Here is a 22419-nt window from a genome sequence, read left to right on the forward strand (position 1 = left end):
GCCCCGCCACCCGCCGCGTCCTGAGCCCCACTCTGCGTAGCCACGTCAACGTCCGTTCCTGCCGGTTCCACTGCCAGTGACCGATCCTAGGTCCCGGCGCCGACATCCCCCGCCACGACGCCTGGTCGGCCGCGGCCCGCATTCCGGGCCGCCGCGGCCGGTCGTACGATCACTGGCAGTACGACGACGCGAACCCTCAGCGGCAGGAGCAGCAGTGACCGACGCGGCCCCCTTCTCAACGTGCCCCAGGACGTCCTCGACCACTTCGCCAAGCTCGGCGTGAACGTGGAGACGTTCTCCGGGGCCATCTCGGCGAGAAGCTCGGCATCCACATCGTCGAGGCCTCGCCGGACCGCGTGGTGGGCACCATGCCGGTCGAGGGCAACCAGCAGCCGTACGGGCTGCTGCACGGAGGCGCGTCCGCGGCCCTCGCCGAGACGCTGGGTTCGATCGGCGCGATGCTGCACGCGGGGCCGGGCCGCTACGCGGTGGGCGTCGACCTGAACGCCACTCACCACCGGTCCGCCACCTCGGGCCTGGTGACGGGCGTGGCGACGGCCGTCTTCAAGGGGCGCACCGCGGCGACCTACGAGATCGCGGTCACCGACGACACCGGCCGGCGGATCACCAGCTGCCGGCTGACCTGCATGCTGCGCGACGTCTGACCGGCCCGACCCGGCCCCGGCCGCCCCTCGCCCGGACCCGTCGCCGGGGCACTGGTTTGACCACTGCCCACCCAGGGCAGGCCTTGCCGGGACGAGGGGCGGTGGCATGTCCGGCAGGGGGCGCGACGGCGACGGTCCACCCGCGGGGCGCGGTGCCCTCGGCCCCGTCGAGGCGGCCGAGGGCACCGCGGTGGCACGCCCCGCCCCGCCGGCCGTACGGCTCCTGACGCGCCGCCAGAGATTCGTACTGGCAGGCCTGTTCGCCGCGGTCGTGGCGGTGCTGGCGGCCCGGCACCCGGGGCGCCACCCGCCGCCGGCCGCGGCCGATCCGCCGCCGGCGCCGTCGCAGGTCTCGCACTTCCACTACCTGGGGCAGGCGGCCGCCGCGGCCGGGCCGGGCGGCTCCTTCGCGCTGCGGCTGCGCGCGGAGGCCGACAGCCCTTTCGAGGTGACGGCCGTCCGTTCGAACTATCCCGGTCTGTCCGTTTCGGTGGCGGGCGGGCTGCCGGTGGCGGTGGCGGCCGGAGGGACCGCGGTGCTGACGGTCGACTTCCGGGTGACGGACTGCGCGGGGGCGCCGCCGGACGCCGGAATGCCTCTCCTGGATGTAACGCTGCGTAACACGCGCGCAATCGAGACCGTGAGTCAGATCCTGGGCGCCGGGTACGCCCGCGATCTGTCCGAAAACCTTCATGCGGCATGCCCGAATTCCGCTCAGCGGACGCCCACGTCCGCCACGGAAGCCCCGAACACTCCAGTCCGATAGTCGGACAACGCCTGTGGCAGGCCCTTTTTCGACTCGACGCCGTTTCGATGGGCGAGACGGCCCTTAGCATCCCGCGCACGACGGGGCGCAAATGACCAATATCCGAGATTCCCTCACGGGTAACTCATAACAAGAGAATCACAGCATGCCCGCAGGTCTGCCCGAGCCGCCGAACCCGTTCTAGAGTCACGGCCAGTCACCGCGCCACCGATCGGGCCAGCCCCAGCGCGCGACCCGGCACCGCCACTCCGGCGCACTGCCTACCTGATCCAGAAGGGGAACTTCGTGCGTAACCGTTCCGTGCTTGTCGTGAGCATCGCAGTCGTCGGCGCCCTCACCCTCTCCGCCTGCGGCTCCCGCGGCGGGAAGTCCGGCGACACCGCCGCCGGCGGCGACACCGTCACCATCGGTGTCGACGCCCCGCTGACCGGCCCGCTCTCCGCGCTGGGCCTCGGCATCCAGCACTCCGTCGAGCTCGCCGCCAAGATCGCCAACGACAACAAGGAAGTTCCGGGCGTCACCTTCAAGGTGAAGGCGCTGGACGACAAGAAGTCGCCCCAGGAAGGCCAGCAGAACGCCACCGCCCTGGTCGCCGACAAGAGCGTCGTCGGCGTCGTCGGCCCGCTGAACTCCGGCGTGGCGCAGTCCATGCAGCAGGTCTTCGAGTCCGCCAACCTCACCGAGATCTCCCCGGCCAACACCAACCCGGCGCTGACCCAGGGCGAGAAGTTCGACACCGAGAAGAAGCGGCAGTTCAAGACCTACTTCCGCACCGCCACCACCGACGCCATCCAGGGCCCGTTCGCCGCCCAGTACGCGTACACGGACCTCGGCAAGAAGACCGTCTACCTGATCGACGACAAGAAGACCTACGGCGTGGGCCTGGTCGCCGCCTTCCAGAAGGAGTTCACCAAGCTCGGCGGCACCGTCAAGGGCCAGGACCACATCGACGAGAACAACCTCGACTTCTCCGCCGTCGTCACCAAGGCCAAGGCCGCCGGCGCCGACGTCATCTACTACGGCGGCGAGTACCCGCAGTCCGGCCCGCTGTCCGACCAGCTCAAGAAGGCCGGCGTCACCGCCCCCGTCTTCGGCGGCGACGGCATGTACGACCCCGAGTACATCAACAAGGCCAACAAGAACGCCAACGGCGACCTCGCCACCTCCGTCGGCGCCCCGGTCGAGTCCCTGCCGTCCGCCCAGAAGTTCGTCGCCGACTACAAGGCGGCCGGCTACGCCGACCCGTACGCGGCCTACGGCGGCTACTCCTACGACGCCGCGTGGGCGATCGTCCAGGCCGTGAAGGCCGTCGTCGCCGCCAACAACGGCAAGGTCCCCAGCGACGCCCGCGGCAAGGTCGTCACCGCGGTCGGCAAGGTCGCCTTCGACGGCGTCACCGGCAAGGTCGCCTTCGACGAGTACGGCGACGCCGTCAACAAGCAGCTGACGGTCTACCAGGTCAAGGACAACGCCTGGACGGTCGCCAAGTCCGGCACCTTCGCCGGCTGACGAACCCGGAGCACCACACCACGATCCACCCGGCGGGGGCGCTGCGAACCAGCGTCCCCGCCGTGCTCCACGGTCCGTCTCCCACCCCCAGCGAACCCACGCTCCAACCCACCTCGGAGGCCCAGCGGTGCACGAACTGCCGCAGCAGCTGGCCAACGGCCTGATCCTCGGCTCCCTCTACGGGCTGATCGCGATCGGCTACACAATGGTCTACGGCATTGTCCAGCTCATCAACTTCGCCCACGGCGAGATCTTCATGACAGGTGGGTTCGGAGCCCTCACCACCTACACCGTGCTCCCGTCCGGGACCGGCATCTGGCTCGCGCTGCCCCTCATGCTCCTCGGCGGCGTGCTCGTCTCGGTCATCGTCGCCGTCGGCGCCGAGCGCTTCGCCTACCGCCCGCTGCGCGGCGCACCCAAGCTCGCCCCGCTGATCACCGCGATCGGCCTCTCCCTCGCGCTCCAGCAGGTCGTCGAGCAGTTCTACCCCGGCGCCAAGTCCGGCCGCAGCTTCCCCAGCTGCCCGGCGGCCCCTTCCACGTCGGCAGCGTCACCCTCCAGCCCGCCGACCTCTTCCTCTTCATTGCCGCCCCGCTGTGCATGGGCGCCCTCGCCGCCTTCGTCGGCAAGACCCGCACCGGCCGCGGCATGCAGGCCACCGCGCAGGACCCGGACACCGCCAAGCTGATGGGCGTCAACACCGACCGCATCATCGTGATCGCGTTCGCCCTGGGCGCCGCCTTCGCCGCCGTCGCCGCCATCGCCTGGGGCCTGCGCTACGGCCAGGTCGCCCCCAGCATGGGCTTCCTCGCCGGCCTCAAGGCCTTCACCGCCGCCGTCCTCGGCGGCATCGGCAACATCTACGGCGCCATGCTCGGCGGCCTCGTCCTCGGCATCGCCGAAGCCCTCGCCACCGCCTACATCCAGGACGTCCCCGGCATGCACCAGCTCGGCGGCGGCTCCTGGGCCAACGTGTGGGCCTTCGTCCTCCTCATCGTCGTCCTCCTCGTACGGCCACAAGGCCTACTCGGCGAACGCGTCGCGGACCGGGCCTGAGGAAGGAGAGCACACCATGACCACCACCAAGCGCCCCGCCGTGCCGCTCCCCCTCGCAGCGGCCAAGGCCCTCGTCCTCGCCGGCAGCGTCGCCACCGCCGCCTCCACCTTCATCCACTGGACGTGGACCTCCGACTTCCCCGGCGACCTCACCGTCGACGGCTACCCCGGCGGCCTGCAGATCCTCACCCTCGCCGCCGGCATCCTCGGCATCGTGTTCGCCCTCCCGCTCTACGGCGTCAAGGGCACCCGCTGGCTCACCCCCGCCGGCGCCGAGGCCCCCGCCCTCGTCCTCGCCGTCGCCGGCGCGGCCACCACCTGGTTCACGCTGATCGCCATCGGCACCGAACTCGGCGGCTTCGCCAACCTCGAACCGGGCGGCTGGATCGCCGGCGTCGCCTCGCTCATCCCCGTGGTCGGCGCCCTCGGCCTGCCCCAGGAGCCCGCCACCATCGGCTTCCCCCGCGTCGCCGGCGTCGCCGGGCAGCTCCGCTGGCTGCTCACCACCCTGATACGCCTCGTCGGGCCCCGCCCCGACCTCGCACCCGCCAAGCCGCTGAACCGCTGGGCCGAGACCCTGGTCATCATCGCGGCCACCGCCCTCGGCCTCACCGTCTTCACCTACGGCATCGTCACCGAGTACGGCGAGCTGTTCATCGGCTTCCTGATCCTCACCTGCCTCGGCGCCTGGGCCCTGATCCGGGCCGGCCTCGTCTCCCGGCTCACCGCGATCACCGGCCGCCACCGCGGCATCACCACCGCCGCCGCCTTCGCCGCGGCCGCCGCCTTCCCCTTCACCCAGAGCGACGACCACTTCGCCTCCGTCGGCGTCAACATCCTGATCTTCGCCACCGTCGCGCTCGGCCTCAACGTCGTCGTCGGCCTCGCCGGCCTCCTCGACCTCGGCTACGTCGCCTTCCTCGGCGTCGGCGCCTACGCCGCCGCCCTGGTCTCCGGCTCCACCAGCTCGCCGGTCGGCCTCCACCTCCCGTTCTGGGCCGCCGCCCTGGTCGGCATGGCCGCCGCCCTGGTCTTCGGCGTCATCATCGGCGCCCCCACCCTGCGGCTGCGCGGCGACTACCTCGCCATCGTCACCCTCGGCTTCGGAGAGATCTTCCGCATCGCCGTCAACAGCCTCGACGGCATCTCCGGCCCCAAGGTCACCAACGGCCCCAACGGCATCCGCAACATCCCGGACCTCGCCGTCGGCGGCTTCAACTTCGGCGACTCGCACACCTTCGGCAGCTTCACCCTGGGCCGGTTCGCCAACTACTTCCTGCTGATGCTGCTGGTCACCGCGTTCGTCGTGGTCATCTTCAGCCGCGCCAACGACTCCCGGATCGGCCGCGCCTGGGTCGCCATCCGCGAGGACGAGACCGCCGCCCAGGCCATGGGCATCAACGGCTTCAAGCTCAAGCTGCTCGCCTTCGCCCTCGGCGCCTCCTCGCCGGCCTCGCCGGCACCGTCATGGCGCACGTCAGCTACAGCGTCGTGCCCGACCCGTACCAGTTCGCCGGACCCGTCCCGCCCAACAGCGCCTTCCTGGTCGCCGCCGTCGTCCTCGGCGGCATGGGCACCATCAGCGGACCGCTCCTCGGCGCCACCCTGCTCTACCTCATCCCCGAGAAGCTCGTCTTCCTGAAGGAGTACCAGCTCCTCTTCTTCGGCATCGCCCTCGTCCTCCTCATGCGGCTGCGCCCCGAAGGACTCGTCGCCAACCGCCGCGCCCAGCTCGAGTTCCACGAGAAGGACGACGACGCCCCGGCCGAGGCCGACGCCACACCTGCCAGCACCGAACCCGGCTCCCCCGCCGGCCTCACCACCGCAGGGGCGTGAGAGACACCATGAGCACCCAGACCGTCCCGGCCCCGCGGCCCGCCGGAACCGAGAACGACGCCCCCCTGCTGCACGCCAGCGGTGTCGTCATGCGCTTCGGCGGCCTCACCGCCGTCAACAACGTCGACCTCACCGTCAACAAGGGCGAGATCGTCGGCCTCATCGGCCCCAACGGCGCCGGCAAGACGACCTTCTTCAACTGCCTCACCGGCCTGTACGTCCCCACCGAGGGCACCGTCCGGTACCAGGGCACCGTCCTGCCGCCCAAGCCCCACCTGGTGACCTCGGCCGGCATCGCCCGCACCTTCCAGAACATCCGGCTCTTCGCCAACATGACCGTCCTGGAGAACGTCCTCGTCGGCCGGCACACCCGCACCAAGGAAGGCCTCTTCTCCGCCATCCTGCGCGGCCCCGGCTACAAGAAGGCCGAGGCCGAGAGCCGCGACAAGGCCATGGAACTCCTCGAGTTCATCGGCCTCGACCACAAGGCCGAGCACCTCGCCCGCAACCTCCCCTACGGCGAGCAGCGCAAGCTGGAGATCGCCCGGGCCATGGCCAGCGAGCCCGGCCTGCTGCTCCTGGACGAGCCCACCGCGGGCATGAACCCCCAGGAGACCCGCGCCGCCGAGGAGCTCGTCTTCGCCATCCGCGACAAGGGCATCGCGATCCTCGTCATCGAGCACGACATGCGCTTCATCTTCAACCTCTGCGACCGCACCGCCGTGCTCGTCCAGGGCCAGAAGATCGTCGAAGGCGACAAGGAGACCGTCCAGAACGACGAGCGCGTCATCACCGCCTACCTCGGAGCCCCCTCGAAGGCGCCACCGAGACGGCAGCAAGCACGGAGGCAGACCAGTGACAGCCCTTCTCGAGGTCGAGGACCTCCGCGTCGCCTACGGCAAGATCGAAGCCGTCAAGGGCATCAGCTTCACCGTCAAGCAGGGCGAGGTCACCACCCTGATCGGCACCAACGGCGCCGGCAAGACCACCACCCTGCGCACCCTCTCCGGGCTGCTCAGGCCGGCCGGCGGCACCATCACCTTCGACGGCGCCCCGCTGGCCAGCGTCCCCGCGCACAAGATCGTCGCACTGGGCCTCGCCCACTCCCCGAGGGCCGGCACATCTTCCCGCGGATGAGCATCGAGGAGAACCTCCTCCTCGGCGCCTTCCTCCGCAAGGACAGCGCCGGCATCACCGAGGACGTCGAGCGCGCCTACACGCTCTTCCCGATCCTCGGCGAACGCCGCAAGCAGGCCGCCGGCACCCTGTCCGGCGGCGAGCAGCAGATGCTCGCCATGGGCCGCGCCCTCATGTCCCGGCCCAAGCTGCTCATGCTCGACGAGCCCTCCATGGGCCTGTCCCCGCTCATGATGCAGAAGATCATGGCGACCATCGTCGAGCTCAAGGCCGCCGGCACCACCATCCTGCTCGTCGAGCAGAACGCCCAGGCCGCGCTCTCGCTCTCCGACCAGGGCTACGTCATGGAGACCGGCCGCATCGTGCTCACCGGCACCGGCGCCGACCTGCTCCACGACGAGTCCGTCCGCAAGGCCTACCTCGGCGAGGACTGACCCGCAGCGCCCACGGACGAGGGGCCCGGCCGCATCCCGCGGCCGGGCCCCTCGTCCGTGGGCGGGACGTCGTCCGTGGGCGGGACGTCGTCCGGACGTCAGCTCTCGGTGTCGGACTTCTTGCGGTCCTGGGACTCGCCCTCCTCGATCACGGCCTGCGCCACCGCGGCCATGGTCATCCGGCGGTCCATCGAGGTCTTCTGGATCCAGCGGAACGCCGCCGGCTCGTTCAGCCCGAACTTCGTCTGCAGCACGCTCTTCGCCCGGTCCACCAGCTTGCGGGTCTCCAGCCGCTGGGAGAGATCCGCGATCTCCTCCTCCAGCGTCCGCATCTCGGTGTACCGGGACACCGCCATCTCGATCGCCGGCACCAGGTCGCTCTTGGAGAACGGCTTCACGATGTACGCCATCGCGCCCGCGTCCCGCGCCCGGTCGACCAGCTCGCGCTGCGAGAACGCGGTCAGCATCAGCACCGGGGCGAGGTGCTGCTCGTGGATCCGCTCCGCGGCCGACAGGCCGTCGAGCACGGGCATCTTCACGTCGAGGATCGCCAGGTCGGGCTTCAGCTCCTCGACCAGCCTCACCGCCGTCTCGCCGTCCCCGGCCTCGCCGACGACGGTGTATCCCTCCTCCTCCAACATCTCCTTGAGGTCGAGGCGGATCAGTGCCTCGTCCTCGGCGATGACGATTCGGGTGATCTGGGGCGACTCGGGCTCAAGCGGCTCTGGCTGCTCGTCGGCGGTGCTCACGGGGCTCCTCGTTCCGGCGGGGTGCTGCAGGCACGAGCCTACCTAGCTGCGGCACGGGACGCGCACACGGTATCCTGCTCACGCCTGACCGAGCCGGGTTGGTGGAATGGCATACACGGATGTCTCAAACACATCTGCCCGAAAGGGCTTGCGGGTTCGAATCCCGCACCCGGCACCGCACCCCCTCCACCGTCGGTCGTCACGGCGGGCGCAGCGCGTTCCGCACGCCGGGTGATTCCCCACGACGAGTGATTCCGTCCGCGTCCGCACCCGCCCGCCGCCCGCCCGGGCGATGGTGGCCGTATGACCGCACCCACGCTGCGCGAGCAGGCCGTCCGCCTCCTGCGGGACGGCGTCCCCAACGCCGCTGTGGCCCGGCGGCTGGGTGTGCCGGTCGGCACGGTCTCCTGGTGGAAGCACCGCGACCGGGCGCAGCGCGGTGAGCTGCCCGGCCGCAGGCGGTCGACGTGTCCGCACTGCCACGGTGACGCGCTGGACACCGCGGCCTACGGCTACCTGCTCGGGCTCTACCTCGGGGACGGCCACATCTCCCACCCGGCGCAGCACCGATCCCCCAGTCTGACGATCAGCTGCGACGACCGGTGGCCCGGCATCATGGATGCCGCGGAGCAGGCCGTCCGCGCCGTCCTGCCGAACAACGCGCCCTGCCGGGTCCGGCGCAAGGGCTGCCACGACGTCAAGGTCTACTCGACCCACCTGCCCTGTCTGTTCCCGCAGCACGGGCCTGGCAGGAAGCACGAGCGGCGGATCGCGCTGGAGCCCTGGCAGCAGGAGATCGTGGGCGCCCATCCGTGGGAGCTGATCCGCGGCCTGCTGCACTCGGACGGCTGTCGGGTCGTCAACCGGGCCACCCGGTCGGTCGGCGGGGCTGTCCGCTGCCACGAGTACCCACGGTACTTCTTCTCCAACACCTCCGCGGACATCCGTGCCCTGTTCACCGGGACGCTGGACGCGGTCGGTGTGCGGTGGCGTGCCTCGGCCCCCGGTCCGCGCGGCCAGGTCGGCATCTCCGTCGCCCGGCGGGCCTGTGTCGCGCTGCTGGACGCGCACGTCGGGCCCAAGTGGTGACGGCGCAGCCCTCCCCCAGTGGTGGGCTGCGCCGTCGGTCGAGGGGTGGTTCGGGCGGTCAGCCGACGGGGCCGGCAGTGGTGACGCCGGTGACGTGGAAGACGGCGGTGGCGGGGGTGCCGTTGTGGTCGGGGTCGGTGACCGTGAGGGTGTAGTCGCCGTCGGTGGCGCCGCTGAAAACGAACCAGGCGGCCTGGTTCTGGCGGGTGGGCCGGTCCGGGTAGATGGCCTCGATGGGGGCGCTGCTGGGGCCGATCTCCTGGCCGCCGGGCAGGCGCAGGCGGAGGCTGTCGCCGCTGACGGCCATGCCGGCGGGGCCGACGGTGCCGGTCATGTCGTAGGTGAGGTAGAGGGCGCGCTCGCCGAGCTTGAGCGCGGTGTTGCCGGTGTCGGCGCGCAGTTGGGCGCTCTTGAGGGCGAGGGCGAGGCGGCCGCCGGTGACGGTGTGGTTGGCCGGCAGGGCGAGGTCGAGGGGCTTCAGGTCGACGGCGGCGCGGCCGCCGGTGCCGAGCGGGAGGACGGCCTGGGCCTGGCCGGGGTCGCCGAGGACGAGGGAGGCGCCGTCGAGGGTGAAGCCGGCGGGGGTGGTGAAGGTGATCGGGAGGGTGTTGCTCGCGCCGGGGGTGGGCGGGACGGCGGTGCCGTGGTCGCCGGTGAGGGGCGTGCCGTTGACGTCGATGCCGATGGTGGGCCAGTCGTTGACGGGGGTGGTGCGGAAGGTGTTGGTGACGGTGGTGGTGAGGACGAGCCTGCCGCCGGTGGTGTCGGTGGCGGGGGTGGCGGCGGCGGTCTTGACGTCGAAGCGCAGGCCGCCCCAGTAGAGGGTGCGGCCGATGGTGGTGGAGCCGGCCGCTGCGGTTCCGGCGGCGGTGTGGCCGGCGGCCGCGGTGGCGGTCTTCGCGGGCGGCGCGGCGGGGCTCGGGGTGCCGTCGGGTGTGCAGGCGGTGGCGAGGCCGGCGGTGAGGAGGGCGGCGGCGGCGAGGGCGGCGCGTCTCGCGGTGCGGGGTCTGGTGCTGCTGCTCATGATCGGTGCTCCCCCTTCGGGCGGCCCTGCTGCCGGGCCGGTCGACGGGAACGTACCCGCGGTGGGCGGGCGGGAGGCCGGCTGTCACCGGATGGGGACGGTTCCGGTGCGCCGTCGGGGTGTTCGCAGCCGTGGTGTGACGGTGCGGGGCGGGAGCTGCCCCGGCCCCGCCCCGGCACGGCATGACCCGGCACGGGTGCGGCCCCCGCCGGGGCGGGGGCCGCGGGTGAACGGGCCGGGTCAGTTGTCGAGTTCGCCGACGTGGTGGACGCGGACGAGGTTGGTGGAGCCGGCCAGGCCGGGGGCGATCCGGCGGTGATGACGACGATGTCGCCCTTCTGGCAGCGGCCGAGGCCGATCAGTTGGGCGTCGACCTGGGCGACCATGTCGTCGGTGGTCGGGACGTACGGTCCGAGGAAGGTCTCCACGCCCCAGGTGAGGGCGAGTTGGCTGCGGACGGCGGGCTCGTAGGTGAAGGCGAGCACCGGGATGGGTGAGCGGTAGCGGGTGAGGCGGCGGGCGGTGTCGCCGCTCTGGGTGAACGCGATGAGGTACTTGGCGTGCAGGAAGTCGCCGATCTCGGCGGCGGCGCGGGCGACGGCTCCGCCCTGGGTGCGGGGCTTGTTGCGGTCGGTGAGCGGGGGCAGGCCGGCGGCGAGGATGTCGGCCTCGGCGGCCTCGATGATGCGCCCCATGGTGCGGACGGTCTCGACGGGGTACTTGCCGACGGACGTCTCGCCGGAGAGCATCACGGCGTCGGTGCCGTCGAGGACGGCGTTGGCGACGTCGGAGGCCTCGGCACGGGTGGGCCGGGAGGCGTGGATCATCGAGTCGAGCATCTGGGTGGCGACGATGACCGGCTTGGCGTTGCGCTTGGCGAGCTTGATGGCGCGCTTCTGGACGATCGGCACGTCCTCCATCGGCATTTCGACGCCGAGGTCGCCGCGGGCGACCATGAGGCCGTCGAAGGCGTCGACGATGGATTCGAGCTCCTCGACGGCCTGCGGCTTCTCGATCTTGGCGATGACGGGGACGCGGCGGTCCTCCTCGGCCATGATGCGGTGGATGTCCTCGGCGTCGCGTCCGCTCCGGACGAAGGAGAGGGCGATCAGGTCGGCCCCCAGGCGCAGGGCCCAGCGCAGGTCGGCGACGTCCTTGTCGCTGAGCGCGGGCACGGAGACGGCGACCCCGGGCAGGTTGAGGCCCTTGTGGTCGGAGACCAGGCCGCCCTCGACGACGGTGGTGTGCACGTCGGGGCCGTCGACGGCGGTGACCTCCAGGCAGACCCGGCCGTCGTCGACCAGGATGCGTTCACCGGGGGTGACGTCGGTGGCGAGGCCGCGGTAGGTGGTGCCGCAGCGGTCGCGGGTGCCGGCGACGTCGTCGACGGTGATGGTGAACTCGTCGCCGCGTTCAAGAAGTACAGGGCCGTCGGCGAAGGTGCCGAGGCGAATCTTCGGGCCTTGGAGGTCGACGAGGATGCCGACGCTGCGGCCGGTCTCGTCGGAGGCCTTGCGGACCCGGCGGTAGCGCTCCTCGTGTTCGAGTGGGGAGCCGTGGCTGAGATTGAGTCGGGCGATGTCCATGCCGGCCTCGACCAGGGCCTTGATCTGGTCGTACGAGTCGGCGGCAGGCCCGAGGGTACAGACGATTTTGCTCGGCGCATGCCTGTAGAGCGTAGGCATTACCGGCGCGTAACAACGGGGTTCCGGAGGGCTCCCCTGCGGCGGTTGCAGAAAGTTTTGATGAACAAACTGACACATCGTGACTTCACTTGGTGTGAGTTCGAGTTGCCGTGCCGAGCGGCCCTCCGCGACCTGCGCGGACGCCGCCGGGCAGGCGACGGGTTCCCCCGCCGGGTGAGCGGCGCGCGACGGGTTGACGCTCCGTCGCGCGGACGGCGCGCGCCCCGCGCCCGCGGGCCGTCATCCACGGGTCGTCAAGATCTCACTTGTCGGCAACGTCGGGGGCTGTCGCACCCGGCGGTTTGGCGGCAGACTTCTACGCGCGTTTCTCTACGCGCGTCAACACCGTTGACGGCACGGCACCGCCCGACCGCGCGCCACCGCCGACGGTCCCCTCTGCCCCGTTGGAGTCGTCCATGCCCCTGAACCGCCGTGACTTCGTGACCCGTTCGGCCGCCACCGCGGCCGGCGCCGCCCTCGTCGGCGGCGCCTCCGTCGCCGCGGCGTCCCCGGCCGCCGCGGCCCAGGACGCCGCCGACGCCCACTGCGCGCCCGGCGGGAAGGAGACCTTCACCGTGCTGGGCACCACCGACCTGCACGGCCGGGTGCTCAACTGGGACTACTTCACCGACGCCGAGTACGACGACAAGGCGCACAACGACGTCGGCCTCGCCAAGATCTCCACCCTGGTGAAGCAGATCCGCAGCGAGAAGGGCCGCCATCGGACGCTGCTCATCGACGCCGGCGACATCATCCAGGGCACCCAGCTCACCTACTACTACGCCCGGGTGGAGCCGATCACGGCGGCCAAGCGCCCGCCGCGCCACCCGATGGCCGAGGCCATGAACGCGATCGGCTACGACGCCGCGGCCCTCGGCAACCACGAGTTCAACTACGGCATCCCGACCGTGCGCGCCTTCGAGGAGCAGCTGGACTTCCCGCTGCTGGGCGCCAACGCGCTGCACGCGAAGACCGAGAAGCCGGCCTTCCCCCGTACGTCATCAAGGAGTTGCGCCTCGGGCACGGCCGCCCGCTGCGGGTCGGCATCCTGGGGCTGACCAACCCGGGGATCGCGATCTGGGACAAGGCCAACGTGGCGGGGCAGATGGTCTTCCCCGGCATCGTGGAGATGGCGAAGAAGTACGTGCCGCGGATGCGCGCGGCCGGCGCCGACGTGGTGATCGTCTCGGCGCACTCGGGCATCGACGAGGCGACCACCTACGGCGACCAGCTGCCCTGGCCCGAGGACGCGTCGGGCGAGATGGCCGAGACGGTGCCGGGCATCGACGCGGTGCTGGTCGGCCACACCCACAAGGAGGTGGCGCAGCGGCTGATCGTCAACAAGGAGACCGGGCGGACGGTGGTGCTGTCGGAGCCGCTGTGCTGGGCGCAGCGGCTGTCGGCGTTCGACTTCGAGGTGGAGTTCGCGCACGGCGCGTGGAAGGTGACGGCGGTGTCGTCGCGGGTGCTGAACACCAACACAGTGCCGGAGGACCCGGCGATCGTGAAGCTGATCGGTGCGCAGCACAAGAAGGTGGTGGCGTACGTCAACCAGGTGATCGGGACGTGCAAGAGCGCGCTGTCGATCGCGGAGGCGCCGTACAAGGACGTGCCGATCATCGATCTGATCGGGCGGGTGCAGGCGGACACGGTGCGGGCGGGGCTGGCGTCGACGCAGTACGCGAGCCTGCCGGTGCTGGCGCAGGCGGCGCCGTTCAACCGGACGGCGGTGATTCCTGCGGGTGACGTGCGGCTGCGGGACGCGGCGGGGCTGTACATCTACGAGAACACGCTGGAGGCGCGCATTCTGACGGGTGCGCAGATCAAGGACTACCTGGAGTTCTCAGCGAAGTACTTCGCGCAGCTGGCGCCGGGTGATCCGGTGAACCTGGACACGCTGACCAACCAGCAGGCGACGCCGGACTACAACTTCGACTCGGTGTTCGGGGTGTCGTACGACATCGACATCGCGCAGCCGGTGGGCTCGCGGATCGTGAACCTGTCGTACCAGGGTGCGGCGGTGGATCCGGCGGCGCAGTTCGTGCTGGCGGTGAACAACTACCGGGCGAACGGGGGCGGCAACTTCCCGCACGTGGCGGCGGCCGCGTCGGTGTGGTCGAGCTCGGACGAGATCCGCAACACGATGATCGCCTGGGTGAAGGCGAAGGGGTCATCGACCCCGCGGACTTCGGTGCGGTGACGTGGCGCCTCGTCCGGGCGGGTGTGCCGTTGTTCTAGGCGGTACCCGGGGGCGGCGGGCGCGGTATCCACCGATCGGTGGATACCGCGCCCGCCGTCCGGTGTCCGGGGGTGGCGGGTCGTTCGATGCCGGGCGGGGGCACGGGGCGGGAGGCTCGTGGTGGCGGGTGAGGGACCGGCACGGGGCCGGTTGCGGGGCCCGCCGGGGAGGGCGGTCGTGGTGGCGGTCATCGAGGTGTCGGGTCTGCGCAAGTCGTACGGCGCGGTGGAGGTGCTGCGCGGGGTGTCGTTCGCGGTGGAGCGGGGCGAGGTGTTCGGGCTGCTCGGGCCGAACGGGGCGGGGAAGTCCACGGCGGTGGAGTGCGTGGAGGGGCTGCGGCGGCGCGACGGCGGTCGGGTGCGGGTGCTGGGGCTCGATCCGGAGCGGGACGGGGCGGCGGTGCGGCGGGTGGTGGGTGTGCAGTTGCAGCAGGCCCGGTTGCAGGAGCGGATCCGGGTGCGGGAGGCGTTGGAGCTGTACGCGTCGTTCTACGACGATCCGTGCGATCCGGGCGAGCTGCTGGAGGAGTGGGGGCTGGCGGGGCAGGCCGGGGTGCGGTTCGGCCGGCTGTCGGGGGTCAGCAGCAGCGGCTGTTCGTGGCGTTGGCGCTGGTGGGGCGGCCGCGGGTGGTGTTCCTGGACGAGCTGACGACGGGCCTGGACCCGCAGGCGCGGCGGGCGGCGTGGGACGCGGTGCGCCGGGTCAGGGACGCGGGGGTGACGGTGGTGCTGGTGTCGCACGCCATGGAGGAGGTGGCGGCGCTGTGCGATCGGGCGGCGGTGCTGCACGGCGGCCGGATCGTGGCGTGCGGGTCGCCGCAGGAGCTGGTGGCGGGGGTGGGGGCGACGGTGTCGTTCCGGCCGTCGGGGCCGCTGGACGAGGCGGTGCTCGCGGCGCTGCCGGGAGTGCGGCGGGTGTCGCGGGAGGGCGGGACGGTCACGGTGTCGGGGGTGGGTGCGGTGGTGGACGAGGTGACGGGTCATCTGGCCCGGCTGGGGATGGTGGTGACCGGGTTGCGGATCGAGCAGGCCGGCCTGGAGGACGCCTACCTGGCGCTGGTCGGGGGTGCGCGGTGAGTGCGGCGGGCGGGGCGCCGGTGGCGGCGCGGAGGTTCCCCTGGCGGGCGCTGCGGGCGCTGGTGGGGTCGGAGGCGCGGTTGTTCCTGCGGGAGCCGGCGGCGTGGTTCTTCACGGTGGTGTTCCCGTCGCTGCTGGTGGCGATCCTGGGGAGTGTGCCGGGGTTCCGTACGCCGGTGCCGGAGTTGGGCGGCCTGAGCACGGTGGCGGCGTATGCGCCGATCACGGTGGTGTTCGGTCTGACGATGCTGGCGATGAACGGGGTGGCGCCGGTGTTCACCGGGTACCGGGAGCGCGGGGTGCTGCGGCGGTTGTCGGCGAGTCCGGTGCCGGCGGGGCTGGTGCTGGGGGCGTTGACGCTGGTGTACCTGGTGGTGGCGGTGGTGTCGCTGGTGCTGGTGGTGGTGGTCGGCCGGGCGGGGTTCGGGGTGGCGTTGCCGCGGCAGCCGCTGGCCCTGGTGGTGGTGTTCCTGCTGGGTGCGGCGTCGTTGTTCGCGTGCGGGCTGCTGGTGGCGGCGCTGGCGCCGACGGCGAAGGTGGGCAATGCGGTGGGGACGGCGCTGTTCTTCCCGTTGATGTTCTTCTCGGGGCTGTGGGTGCCGCGGGCGCTGATGCCGGGGGTGCTGCGCCGGATCGGGGACTTCCTGCCGAGCGGGGCGGCGACGCAGGCGGTGCAGGATGCCTGGCAGGGGCGCTGGCCGCAGTCGGGTGACGTGGCGACAATGGTGCTGTTCGCGGTCGTGGTGGGCGTGGTGGCGGCGAAGTCGTTCCGGTGGGAGTAGGGGTCGTGGCAGAGGTGGGGGCGCCGGGCCGGGCGGGTCCGGTGCCGAGCGGTTGGAGCGCCGGGAGCGCCGGTTGTCGCGGGCGATCGGGGTGCTGCCGTACGGGGCGCTGGCGGTGTCGACGGCGCTGGCGGTCGGGGTGCGGGTGCCGGGGCGGCGCCGCTGCGGGTGTCGCTGTTCTGGTCGGGGGCCGCCCTGGGGTGGCTGCTGGTGCGGGAGGCGCTGAACCGGGTGGCGTTCGGGCCGCGGGCGGCGGGCCCGGTGGCGGTGGCGCACTTCGCGGGGCTGCTGGTGCTGATCGCCGTTCTGAACCTGGGCAATCCGGTGTACGGCTTCCTCGGGCTGGGCGGCTATCTGCACACGCTGCTGTACCTGCCGCGGCGGGCGCAGGCGGTGGGGGTGGCGCTGACGGCCTGCCCGGTGGCGCTGTCGCAGGTGGGCGGGCGGATTCCGGACGGCCGGGACGCCTGGTTCGGCTATCTGGCGGTGCTGTTCTTCAACCTGCTGGTGGCGGGGATGCTGGTGGCGTTCGGCCGGGTGGTGGAGGCGCAGGCGCGGCACCACCGGCAGGCGGCGCGGGAGCTCGCGCAGGCCAATGCCCGGCTGGCGGGGACGCTGGCGGAGAACGCGGGGCTGCACGCGCAGCTGGTGCAGCAGGCCCGGGAGGCGGGTGCGACGGACGAGCGGCAGCGGATGGCGCGGGAGATCCACGACACGGTGGCGCAGGGGCTGGCGGGCATCGTCACGCAGTTGCAGGCGGCGCAGCACACGGCGCAGCCGGCGGCGCGGGGCCGGCATCTGGAGAACGCGGCGGCGCTGGCCCGGGAGAGTCTGGTGGAGGCCCGGCGGGCGGTGGCGGCGCTCGGGCCGCGGCAGTTGCTGGATGCGGAGCTGCCGGCCGCGCTGGAGGAGCTGGTGGCGGGCTGGGGCCGGTTGCACGGGGTGGCGGCGGAGCTGGCGGTGACGGGCGGGCCGTGTCCGCTGCATCCGGAGGTGGAGGTGGCGCTGCTGCGGGCGGCGCAGGAGTCGTTGGCGAACGTGGCGAAGCACGCGGCGGCGTCGCGGGTGCGGCTGACGCTGTCGTACATGGCGGGGCTGGTGACGTTGGACGTGCGGGACGACGGGCGGGGGTTCGATCCGGCCGGGGTGGCGGGGTCGGCGGACGGGCGGGGCGGGTACGGGCTGGCGGTGATGCGTGAGCGGGTGCAGGCGTTGGCGGGGCGGTTGGAGATCGAGTCGGAGCCGGGTGGCGGGACGGCCGTGAGTGCGGCGCTGCCGGCGCTGGCGCGGGAGGAGCGGCATGGCTGAGGACGGGTCGGGCGTGGTGCGGCTGCTGATCGTGGACGACCATCCGGTGGTCCGGGACGGGCTGCGTGGGATGTTCGCGGCGGAGCCGGGGTTCGCGGTGGTCGGGGAGGCCGGTGACGGTGCGCAGGCGCTGGTGCTGGAGGCGGCGCTCGCCCCGGACGTGGTGCTGATGGATCTGCGGATGCCGCGGATGGACGGGGTGGCGGCGATCCGGGCGCTGGCGGAGCGCGGGTCCGCCGCGCGGGTGCTGGTGTTGACGACGTACGACACGGACAGTGACGTGCTGCCGGCGATCCGGGCGGGGGCGACGGGCTTCCTGTTGAAGGACAGTGCGCGCGAGGAGCTCTTCCGGGCGGTGCGGGCGGCGGCGGAGGGCCGGTCGGTGCTGTCGCCGTCGGTGGCGACGCGGTTGATGAGCCAGGTCCGGACGCCGCAGGAGGAGCCGGTGAGTCCGCGGGAGCTGGAGGTGCTGGCGCTGGTCGCGGAGGGCTGCACCAACCGGGAGGCGGCGGTGCGGCTGTTCATCAGCGAGGCGACCGTGAAGACGCACCTGCTGCACCTGTACGCCAAGCTGGAGGTGAAGGACCGGGCGGCCGCGGTGGCGGTCGGGTACCGGCGGGGGCTGCTCGGTCCGGTCGGCTGAGCCGTCGGGGCGGTTCGGCCGTCGGGGTGTTAGGCCGTCGGGGTGGTCAGCCGTGGTGGCTGCGCGGGCGGCGGCGGACGGCGGCGGGGGCGGAGAGGTCCTGCTGGCCGCCGGTGGCGAGCATCCGGACTTCGTCGCGGTCGCTGATCTCGGCGCGCACGATGCCGCTGTCGTCGGTGTAGACGGGGTGGCCGCCGGGGCCGAGGGTGCCGGTGGCGTGGACGGCGACGACGTCCTCGTCGGACTCCCCGGGGTGGGTGAAGACCAGTTCGTACTCGGGCACCGGGCACCTCCTGGTCCGGGACGGGCGTGGGCGGGCGTGCCCACCGTCCCAGTCTGGCCCCTGGCGGCCCGGCGCGCGCTCCGGGAACCGGCGGGCCGCCCGGCGCGTCCCATCGCCGCCAAATCGGTTTTCCGACAAGGGGGATGTCCGTGCGCGGGATTCGGGCGGCGGTGGCGGCGGGGCTGGCGGTGGCGGTCGTGGCGGGGTGCGGCGGCCCGATGGGGCCGGCCGGGTACGACCGGGCGGAGACTCCGCACGCCCGCGCGGTGCGGCTCGCGGCGGCGTGGCCGGGGTCGGCCTCGGAGCAGCGGTGGCGGACGGGCTACTGGCCGCTGGACGTGCCGGCCGAGTGGCTGCCGGCGGACGCCTTCCACAACGGGGAGGACAAGGCCGCCTACCTGTCGGGCCGGCTGGTGCTGCGCGGCGCTCTGCCGCAGACGCTGTCGGGGAAGGCCGAGGTGGTGTGGGCGGACGGCTCCCGGCTGTCGCTGCCGCTGCTCTCGGCCGACCGGGTGTTCCGGGGGCTGACGCAGGGCGGGGCGGTGTGCAGCGGGCACTGCGACGCCGTACTGACGGTGACGGGTGCGCGGCCGGCCACCCGCACGGTGCGCACCAGCCGCGGGGCCGCGGTGATCCCGGTGTGGGAGTTCGGCGTCGCCGGGTACGCGGCGCCGTTCACCTATCCGGCGGTGGCGGCGGAGCGGCTGCCGGACGGAGGCCCGTCCGGCCCGGGGCCGGGGTCGGAGTCCGCGCAGTGGTCCGGCACGTCGGCGGACGGCCGGACGCTGACGGCGATGGTCGAGCACGGCGGGTGCAGCGAGGTGCTGCCGGGCGAGGTGTACGAGACGGACGCGGCGGTGGTGCTGATCGCGCACACCCGGTCCACGGCGCGGCGGGGCGAGGCCTGCCCCGCGGTGGTGACGGCCGGCCCGCAGGACTTCCGCCTGACCCGCCCGCTGGGCTCCCGGGCGGTGCTGGACTTCGTCTCGGGGCTGCCGCAGGCCCAGCAGAGCGGGCAGCCGGTGCAGGGGGCTGAGCGGGGGCTGTCGCGGGGCGGGGCGGGTGCGGCAGGATCGTGGCCCTGGATCCGGACCTGGAGGCTGACGTGTGGGAGACCGAGCGGCTGACGATCCGCCCGTGGCGGGCGGAGGACCGCGACCGGGCGTTCGACCTGTACGCGCGGTGGGAGGTCGCCCGCTGGCTGGGTGCGGCGCCGCGGGTGCTGGAGTCGCCGCAGGAGGCCGCGGCGATGATCGAGCGGTTTCGGGGCCGGTCGGCGGACCCGCGGTACGGCGTGTGGGCGGTGGAGCGGCGGGACACCGGGGTGGTCGCCGGGTCGGTGCTGCTCGTCCCGATGCCGGACGGCGACGGCGAGGTGGAGGTCGGCTGGCACTTCCACCCGGACTCCTGGGGCCACGGCTTCGCCACCGAGGCCGCGCGGGCCGTGGTGGCGAAGGGGTTCGCGGACGGTCTGGCGGAGATCCTGGCGGTCGTCCGGCCCGGCAACGAGCCGTCGATGGCGGTCTGCCGCCGGCTGGGGATGGCCCCGCTGGGCCGCACGGACCGCTGGTACGGGACGGAGCTGGAGGCCTTCCGGCTCGGCCGGCCGCAGGAGTGACCGGACGGCCGAACGCGTGACCGGAGGGGTGCGGGCGGGCCGGCCGCCCGCACCCGCCGGGCTCAGAACGGGAAGCGGCTGCGCCCGTGCTGGATGGAGATCCACTTGACGGTGGTGAAGGCGTCCACGGTGGCGTCGCCGTTGAGGCGGCCGACGCCGGAGTTCTTCTCGCCGCCGAAGGGCACGATCGGTTCGTCCGCGATGGTGCCGTCGTTGATGTGGATCATGCCGGTCTCGATCCGCTGGGCGATCCGCACGCCGCGCTCGATGTCGCCGGTGTGCACGGCGCCGCTGAGTCCGAACGGGCTGTCGTTGGCGATCTCCACCGCCTCGTCCTCGCCGTCGAACGGCACCACGACGACGACGGGGCCGAAGATCTCCCGGCGCAGGATGGGCGCGTCGTGCGGGACGCCGGTGAGCACGACCGGGTCCATCAGGGTGCCCACGGTCGCGCCGCGCAGCAGGACCTCGGCGCCCTCGGCGACGGCCTGGTCGACCTGGGCGGTGATGCCGTCGGCCTGGGCGCTGTTGATCAGCGGGCCGATGTCGGTGGCCGGGTCCTGCGGGTCGCCGACGGTCAGGGTGCGGATCTTGGCGACGAAGCGGGCGTTGAAGTCGTCGACGACCGAGCGGTCGACCAGGACGCGGTTGGCGGCCATGCAGACCTGGCCCTGGTGGGCGAAGCGGCTGAAGACCGCGGCGTCGACGGCGTAGTCGAGGTCGGCGTCGTCGAGGACGATGAGCGCGCTGTTGCCGCCGAGTTCGAGGATCGTCCGCTTGAAGTGGCTCGCGGCGACGGTGGCGACGTGCCGGCCGACCTGGTCGGAGCCGGTGAAGGCGATGACCTTGGGGACGGGGTGCTCGATGAAGGCGTCGCCGATCTCGGCGATGTCGGTGAGCACCACGTTGAGCAGGCCGCCGGGCAGCCCGGCCTCCTCGAAGATCTTCGCGATCAGGGTGCCGCCGGTGACCGGCGCGTCCTGGTGGGGCTTGAGGACGACGCCGTTGCCGAGGGCGAGCGCGGGCGCGACGGCCTTCAGCGACAGGAACAGCGGGAAGTTGAACGGGCTGATCACGCCGACCACGCCGACCGGCAGCCGGTAGACCCGGTTCTCCTTGCCGTCGACGGGGGACGGCAGGATGCGGCCCTCGGCGCGCAGCGAGAGCTGCATGCACTCGCGCAGCATGTCCTTGGCGAGGAGAGTTCGAAGCCCGCCTTCAGCCGGGTGCCGCCGAGTTCGGCGATGATGGTGGCGGTGATCTCCTGCTCGCGGTCCTCGATGACCCGCAGGGCCCGCTCGAAGACCAGCCTGCGGGTGTAGGGGTTGATCCTCGCCCACTGGCGCTGGGCGCGCTCGGCGGCGCGGTAGGCCTCGTCGACCTCTCCGACGGTGGCGACGGTGATCGCGGCGAGCTTCTCGCCGCTGTACGGGTTGATGTCGACGATGTCCCACGATCCGCTGCCGGGGCGCCACTGGCCGTCGATGTACTGCTGCGACAGTTCGGTGAAGTGGGACATCCGCTGCCTTCCCATGAGTTCCGTCCGTACTGACGGATCTGACGAGAAGTCATCCTACTGACCGACGATCAGTTGTCCCGAAGAACTGTCCGGAGAAGGTCGAGTGAACGCTCGGGCGACAGGGCCGCCGCCCGCAGCCGCTCCAGCGCCGCGGCGTACTCCGAGACCTCCACCGGGCGGTCCAGGTAGAGCGCGGTGGTGAACTGCTCCAGGTAGACCACGTCCGGGAGTTCCGCCCCGGGGAAGCCCAGCACGGTGAAGGCGCCCGCGTCCGCCCCGGGCCGCTCGCTGCCCAGCGGCACCACCCGGACGACCACGCCCGGCAGCGCGGCCTGCGCGATCAGGTGCTCCAGCTGCCCGCGCATCACCTCCGGCCCCCGCAGGACCGGCGCAGCACCGCCTCGTCGAGCACCGCCTCCAGCCGCGGCGCCCGGCTGGCCGACAGCAGCTGCCGGCGGCGCATCCGGACGGCGACCCGGCGGTCCACCTCCTCGGGCGAGGCGGTGTGCCGTCCCAGCAGCACCACGGCCCGGGCGTAGGCCTCGGTCTGCAGCAGCCCCGGGACGTACTGGACCTCGTAGCAGGCGATGACGGAGGCGGCCTGCTCCAGGCCCAGGTAGGTCTGGAACCAGGGCGGGACGACGTCCTCCTGGCCGTGCCACCAGGCGGTCGCGTTGGCCTCGCCGACCAGGGCGAGCAGGGCGGCCCGCTCCTCCCCTCCGGCAGGCCGTAGAGGGTCAGCAGGTCGGCGACGTCGCGCTCCTTGAAGCCGACCCGGCCGAGCTCCATCCGGCTGATCTTGGACTCGGAGGCCCTGATCGAGTACCCCGCGTCCTCCCGGGAGACCCCGGATGCCTCCCGGAGCCGGCGCAGCCGGGATCCGAGCAGCAGCCGGTGCGCGGTGGCCCCGCCGCCCGTGTGGAGCATGCTCATCGCGCCGACCTCCGTGGACCGTGCGGCAGTTGTCCGTCCGCGGCAGTCTGCCAGGTGCACGCAGTGCC

Annotated in this window: 11 protein-coding genes, 1 tRNA gene and 10 pseudogenes; 16 read left to right on the plus strand and 6 right to left on the minus strand. The window is 72.5% G+C overall.

Annotated elements, in window-relative coordinates; genetic code table 11:
• Window positions 1-240: 240 nt before the first annotated feature.
• The 7 genes and pseudogenes from ABEB13_RS12225 (at window position 241) to ABEB13_RS12255 (ending at window position 7403) form a co-directional block, all read left to right on the plus strand.
• A pseudogene (locus tag ABEB13_RS12225) lies at window positions 241-665 on the plus strand (PaaI family thioesterase).
• A 106-nt stretch (window positions 666-771) separates the two neighbouring features.
• Window positions 772-1431, plus strand: coding sequence for a Tat pathway signal sequence domain protein (locus tag ABEB13_RS12230; protein ID WP_345705532.1), 660 nt, complete (start codon window positions 772-774; stop codon window positions 1429-1431).
• Between the two features lie 285 nt (window positions 1432-1716).
• A complete protein-coding gene (locus ABEB13_RS12235; RefSeq protein ID WP_345705533.1) occupies window positions 1717-2940 on the plus strand; it encodes a branched-chain amino acid ABC transporter substrate-binding protein in 1224 nt (407 codons plus the stop codon).
• Window positions 2941-3067: 127 nt separating this feature from the next.
• Window positions 3068-3996, plus strand: a pseudogene (locus ABEB13_RS12240) (branched-chain amino acid ABC transporter permease).
• A 16-nt stretch (window positions 3997-4012) separates the two neighbouring features.
• A pseudogene (locus ABEB13_RS12245) lies at window positions 4013-5832 on the plus strand (branched-chain amino acid ABC transporter permease).
• A gap of 8 nt (window positions 5833-5840) precedes the next feature.
• Window positions 5841-6671, plus strand: a pseudogene (locus ABEB13_RS12250) (ABC transporter ATP-binding protein); the annotation flags it as partial.
• A gap of 16 nt (window positions 6672-6687) precedes the next feature.
• A pseudogene (locus ABEB13_RS12255) lies at window positions 6688-7403 on the plus strand (ABC transporter ATP-binding protein).
• Window positions 7404-7501: 98 nt separating this feature from the next.
• Here ABEB13_RS12255 and ABEB13_RS12260 read toward each other — a convergent pair.
• Window positions 7502-8152 (minus strand): ANTAR domain-containing response regulator, encoded by a 651-nt coding sequence (locus ABEB13_RS12260; RefSeq protein ID WP_345705534.1) that lies wholly within the window; start codon window positions 8150-8152, stop codon window positions 7502-7504.
• 92 nt (window positions 8153-8244) lie between these two features.
• Here ABEB13_RS12260 and ABEB13_RS12265 point away from each other — a divergent pair.
• Together ABEB13_RS12265 and ABEB13_RS12270 are read left to right on the plus strand one after the other, a co-directional pair.
• Window positions 8245-8327, plus strand: a tRNA-Leu gene (locus ABEB13_RS12265).
• A gap of 128 nt (window positions 8328-8455) precedes the next feature.
• A complete protein-coding gene (locus ABEB13_RS12270; RefSeq protein WP_345705535.1) occupies window positions 8456-9241 on the plus strand; it encodes a helix-turn-helix domain-containing protein in 786 nt (261 codons plus the stop codon).
• Window positions 9242-9299: 58 nt separating this feature from the next.
• Here ABEB13_RS12270 and ABEB13_RS12275 read toward each other — a convergent pair whose 3' ends face one another.
• Both ABEB13_RS12275 and pyk read right to left on the minus strand, forming a co-directional pair.
• Entirely contained in the window at window positions 9300-10265 is a 966-nt protein-coding gene (locus tag ABEB13_RS12275; protein ID WP_345705536.1) for a hypothetical protein, read from the minus strand.
• A gap of 240 nt (window positions 10266-10505) precedes the next feature.
• Window positions 10506-11950: pseudogene (gene pyk / locus ABEB13_RS12280) on the minus strand (pyruvate kinase).
• A 416-nt stretch (window positions 11951-12366) separates the two neighbouring features.
• Here pyk and ABEB13_RS12285 point away from each other — a divergent pair.
• The 5 genes and pseudogenes from ABEB13_RS12285 (at window position 12367) to ABEB13_RS12305 (ending at window position 17998) form a co-directional block, all read left to right on the plus strand.
• Window positions 12367-14188, plus strand: a pseudogene (locus tag ABEB13_RS12285) (bifunctional metallophosphatase/5'-nucleotidase).
• Window positions 14189-14369: 181 nt separating this feature from the next.
• Window positions 14370-15265, plus strand: a pseudogene (locus ABEB13_RS12290) (ABC transporter ATP-binding protein).
• Window positions 15262-16047, plus strand: a complete 786-nt coding sequence (locus tag ABEB13_RS12295) for an ABC transporter permease (RefSeq protein ID WP_345705537.1) — start codon at window positions 15262-15264, stop codon at window positions 16045-16047. The pseudogene ABEB13_RS12290 and the gene ABEB13_RS12295 overlap by 4 nt, the downstream one beginning before the upstream one ends.
• A gap of 210 nt (window positions 16048-16257) precedes the next feature.
• On the plus strand, window positions 16258-17355 hold the full coding sequence (locus ABEB13_RS12300; protein WP_345705538.1) for a sensor histidine kinase: 1098 nt from the start codon (window positions 16258-16260) through the stop codon (window positions 17353-17355).
• Window positions 17348-17998 carry a response regulator gene (locus tag ABEB13_RS12305; protein WP_198524140.1) on the plus strand — a complete coding sequence of 217 codons (651 nt, stop codon included), beginning with the start codon at window positions 17348-17350 and terminating at the stop codon, window positions 17996-17998. Before ABEB13_RS12300 ends, ABEB13_RS12305 begins: the two co-directional genes overlap by 8 nt.
• A 46-nt stretch (window positions 17999-18044) precedes the next feature.
• On the opposite strand, the gene ABEB13_RS12310 is transcribed toward ABEB13_RS12305, so the two are convergent.
• Window positions 18045-18281, minus strand: coding sequence for a DUF6296 family protein (locus ABEB13_RS12310; protein ID WP_345705539.1), 237 nt, complete (start codon window positions 18279-18281; stop codon window positions 18045-18047).
• A 149-nt stretch (window positions 18282-18430) separates the two neighbouring features.
• Between ABEB13_RS12310 and ABEB13_RS12315 the strand changes: the two genes are divergently transcribed.
• On the plus strand, window positions 18431-19408 hold the full coding sequence (locus ABEB13_RS12315; RefSeq protein WP_345705540.1) for a hypothetical protein: 978 nt from the start codon (window positions 18431-18433) through the stop codon (window positions 19406-19408).
• On the plus strand, window positions 19387-19899 hold the full coding sequence (locus ABEB13_RS12320) for a GNAT family N-acetyltransferase (RefSeq protein ID WP_345705541.1): 513 nt from the start codon (window positions 19387-19389) through the stop codon (window positions 19897-19899). The genes ABEB13_RS12315 and ABEB13_RS12320 overlap by 22 nt, the downstream gene beginning before the upstream one ends.
• Before the next feature lie 62 nt (window positions 19900-19961).
• Here the strand turns inward: ABEB13_RS12320 and ABEB13_RS12325 are convergent.
• Window positions 19962-21433: pseudogene (locus ABEB13_RS12325) on the minus strand (aldehyde dehydrogenase family protein).
• 53 nt (window positions 21434-21486) lie between these two features.
• A pseudogene (locus ABEB13_RS12330) lies at window positions 21487-22351 on the minus strand (helix-turn-helix domain-containing protein).
• Between the last annotated feature and the right edge of the window lie 68 nt (window positions 22352-22419).

Source organism: Kitasatospora paranensis (assembly GCF_039544005.1).
GTDB lineage: Bacteria > Actinomycetota > Actinomycetes > Streptomycetales > Streptomycetaceae > Kitasatospora > Kitasatospora paranensis.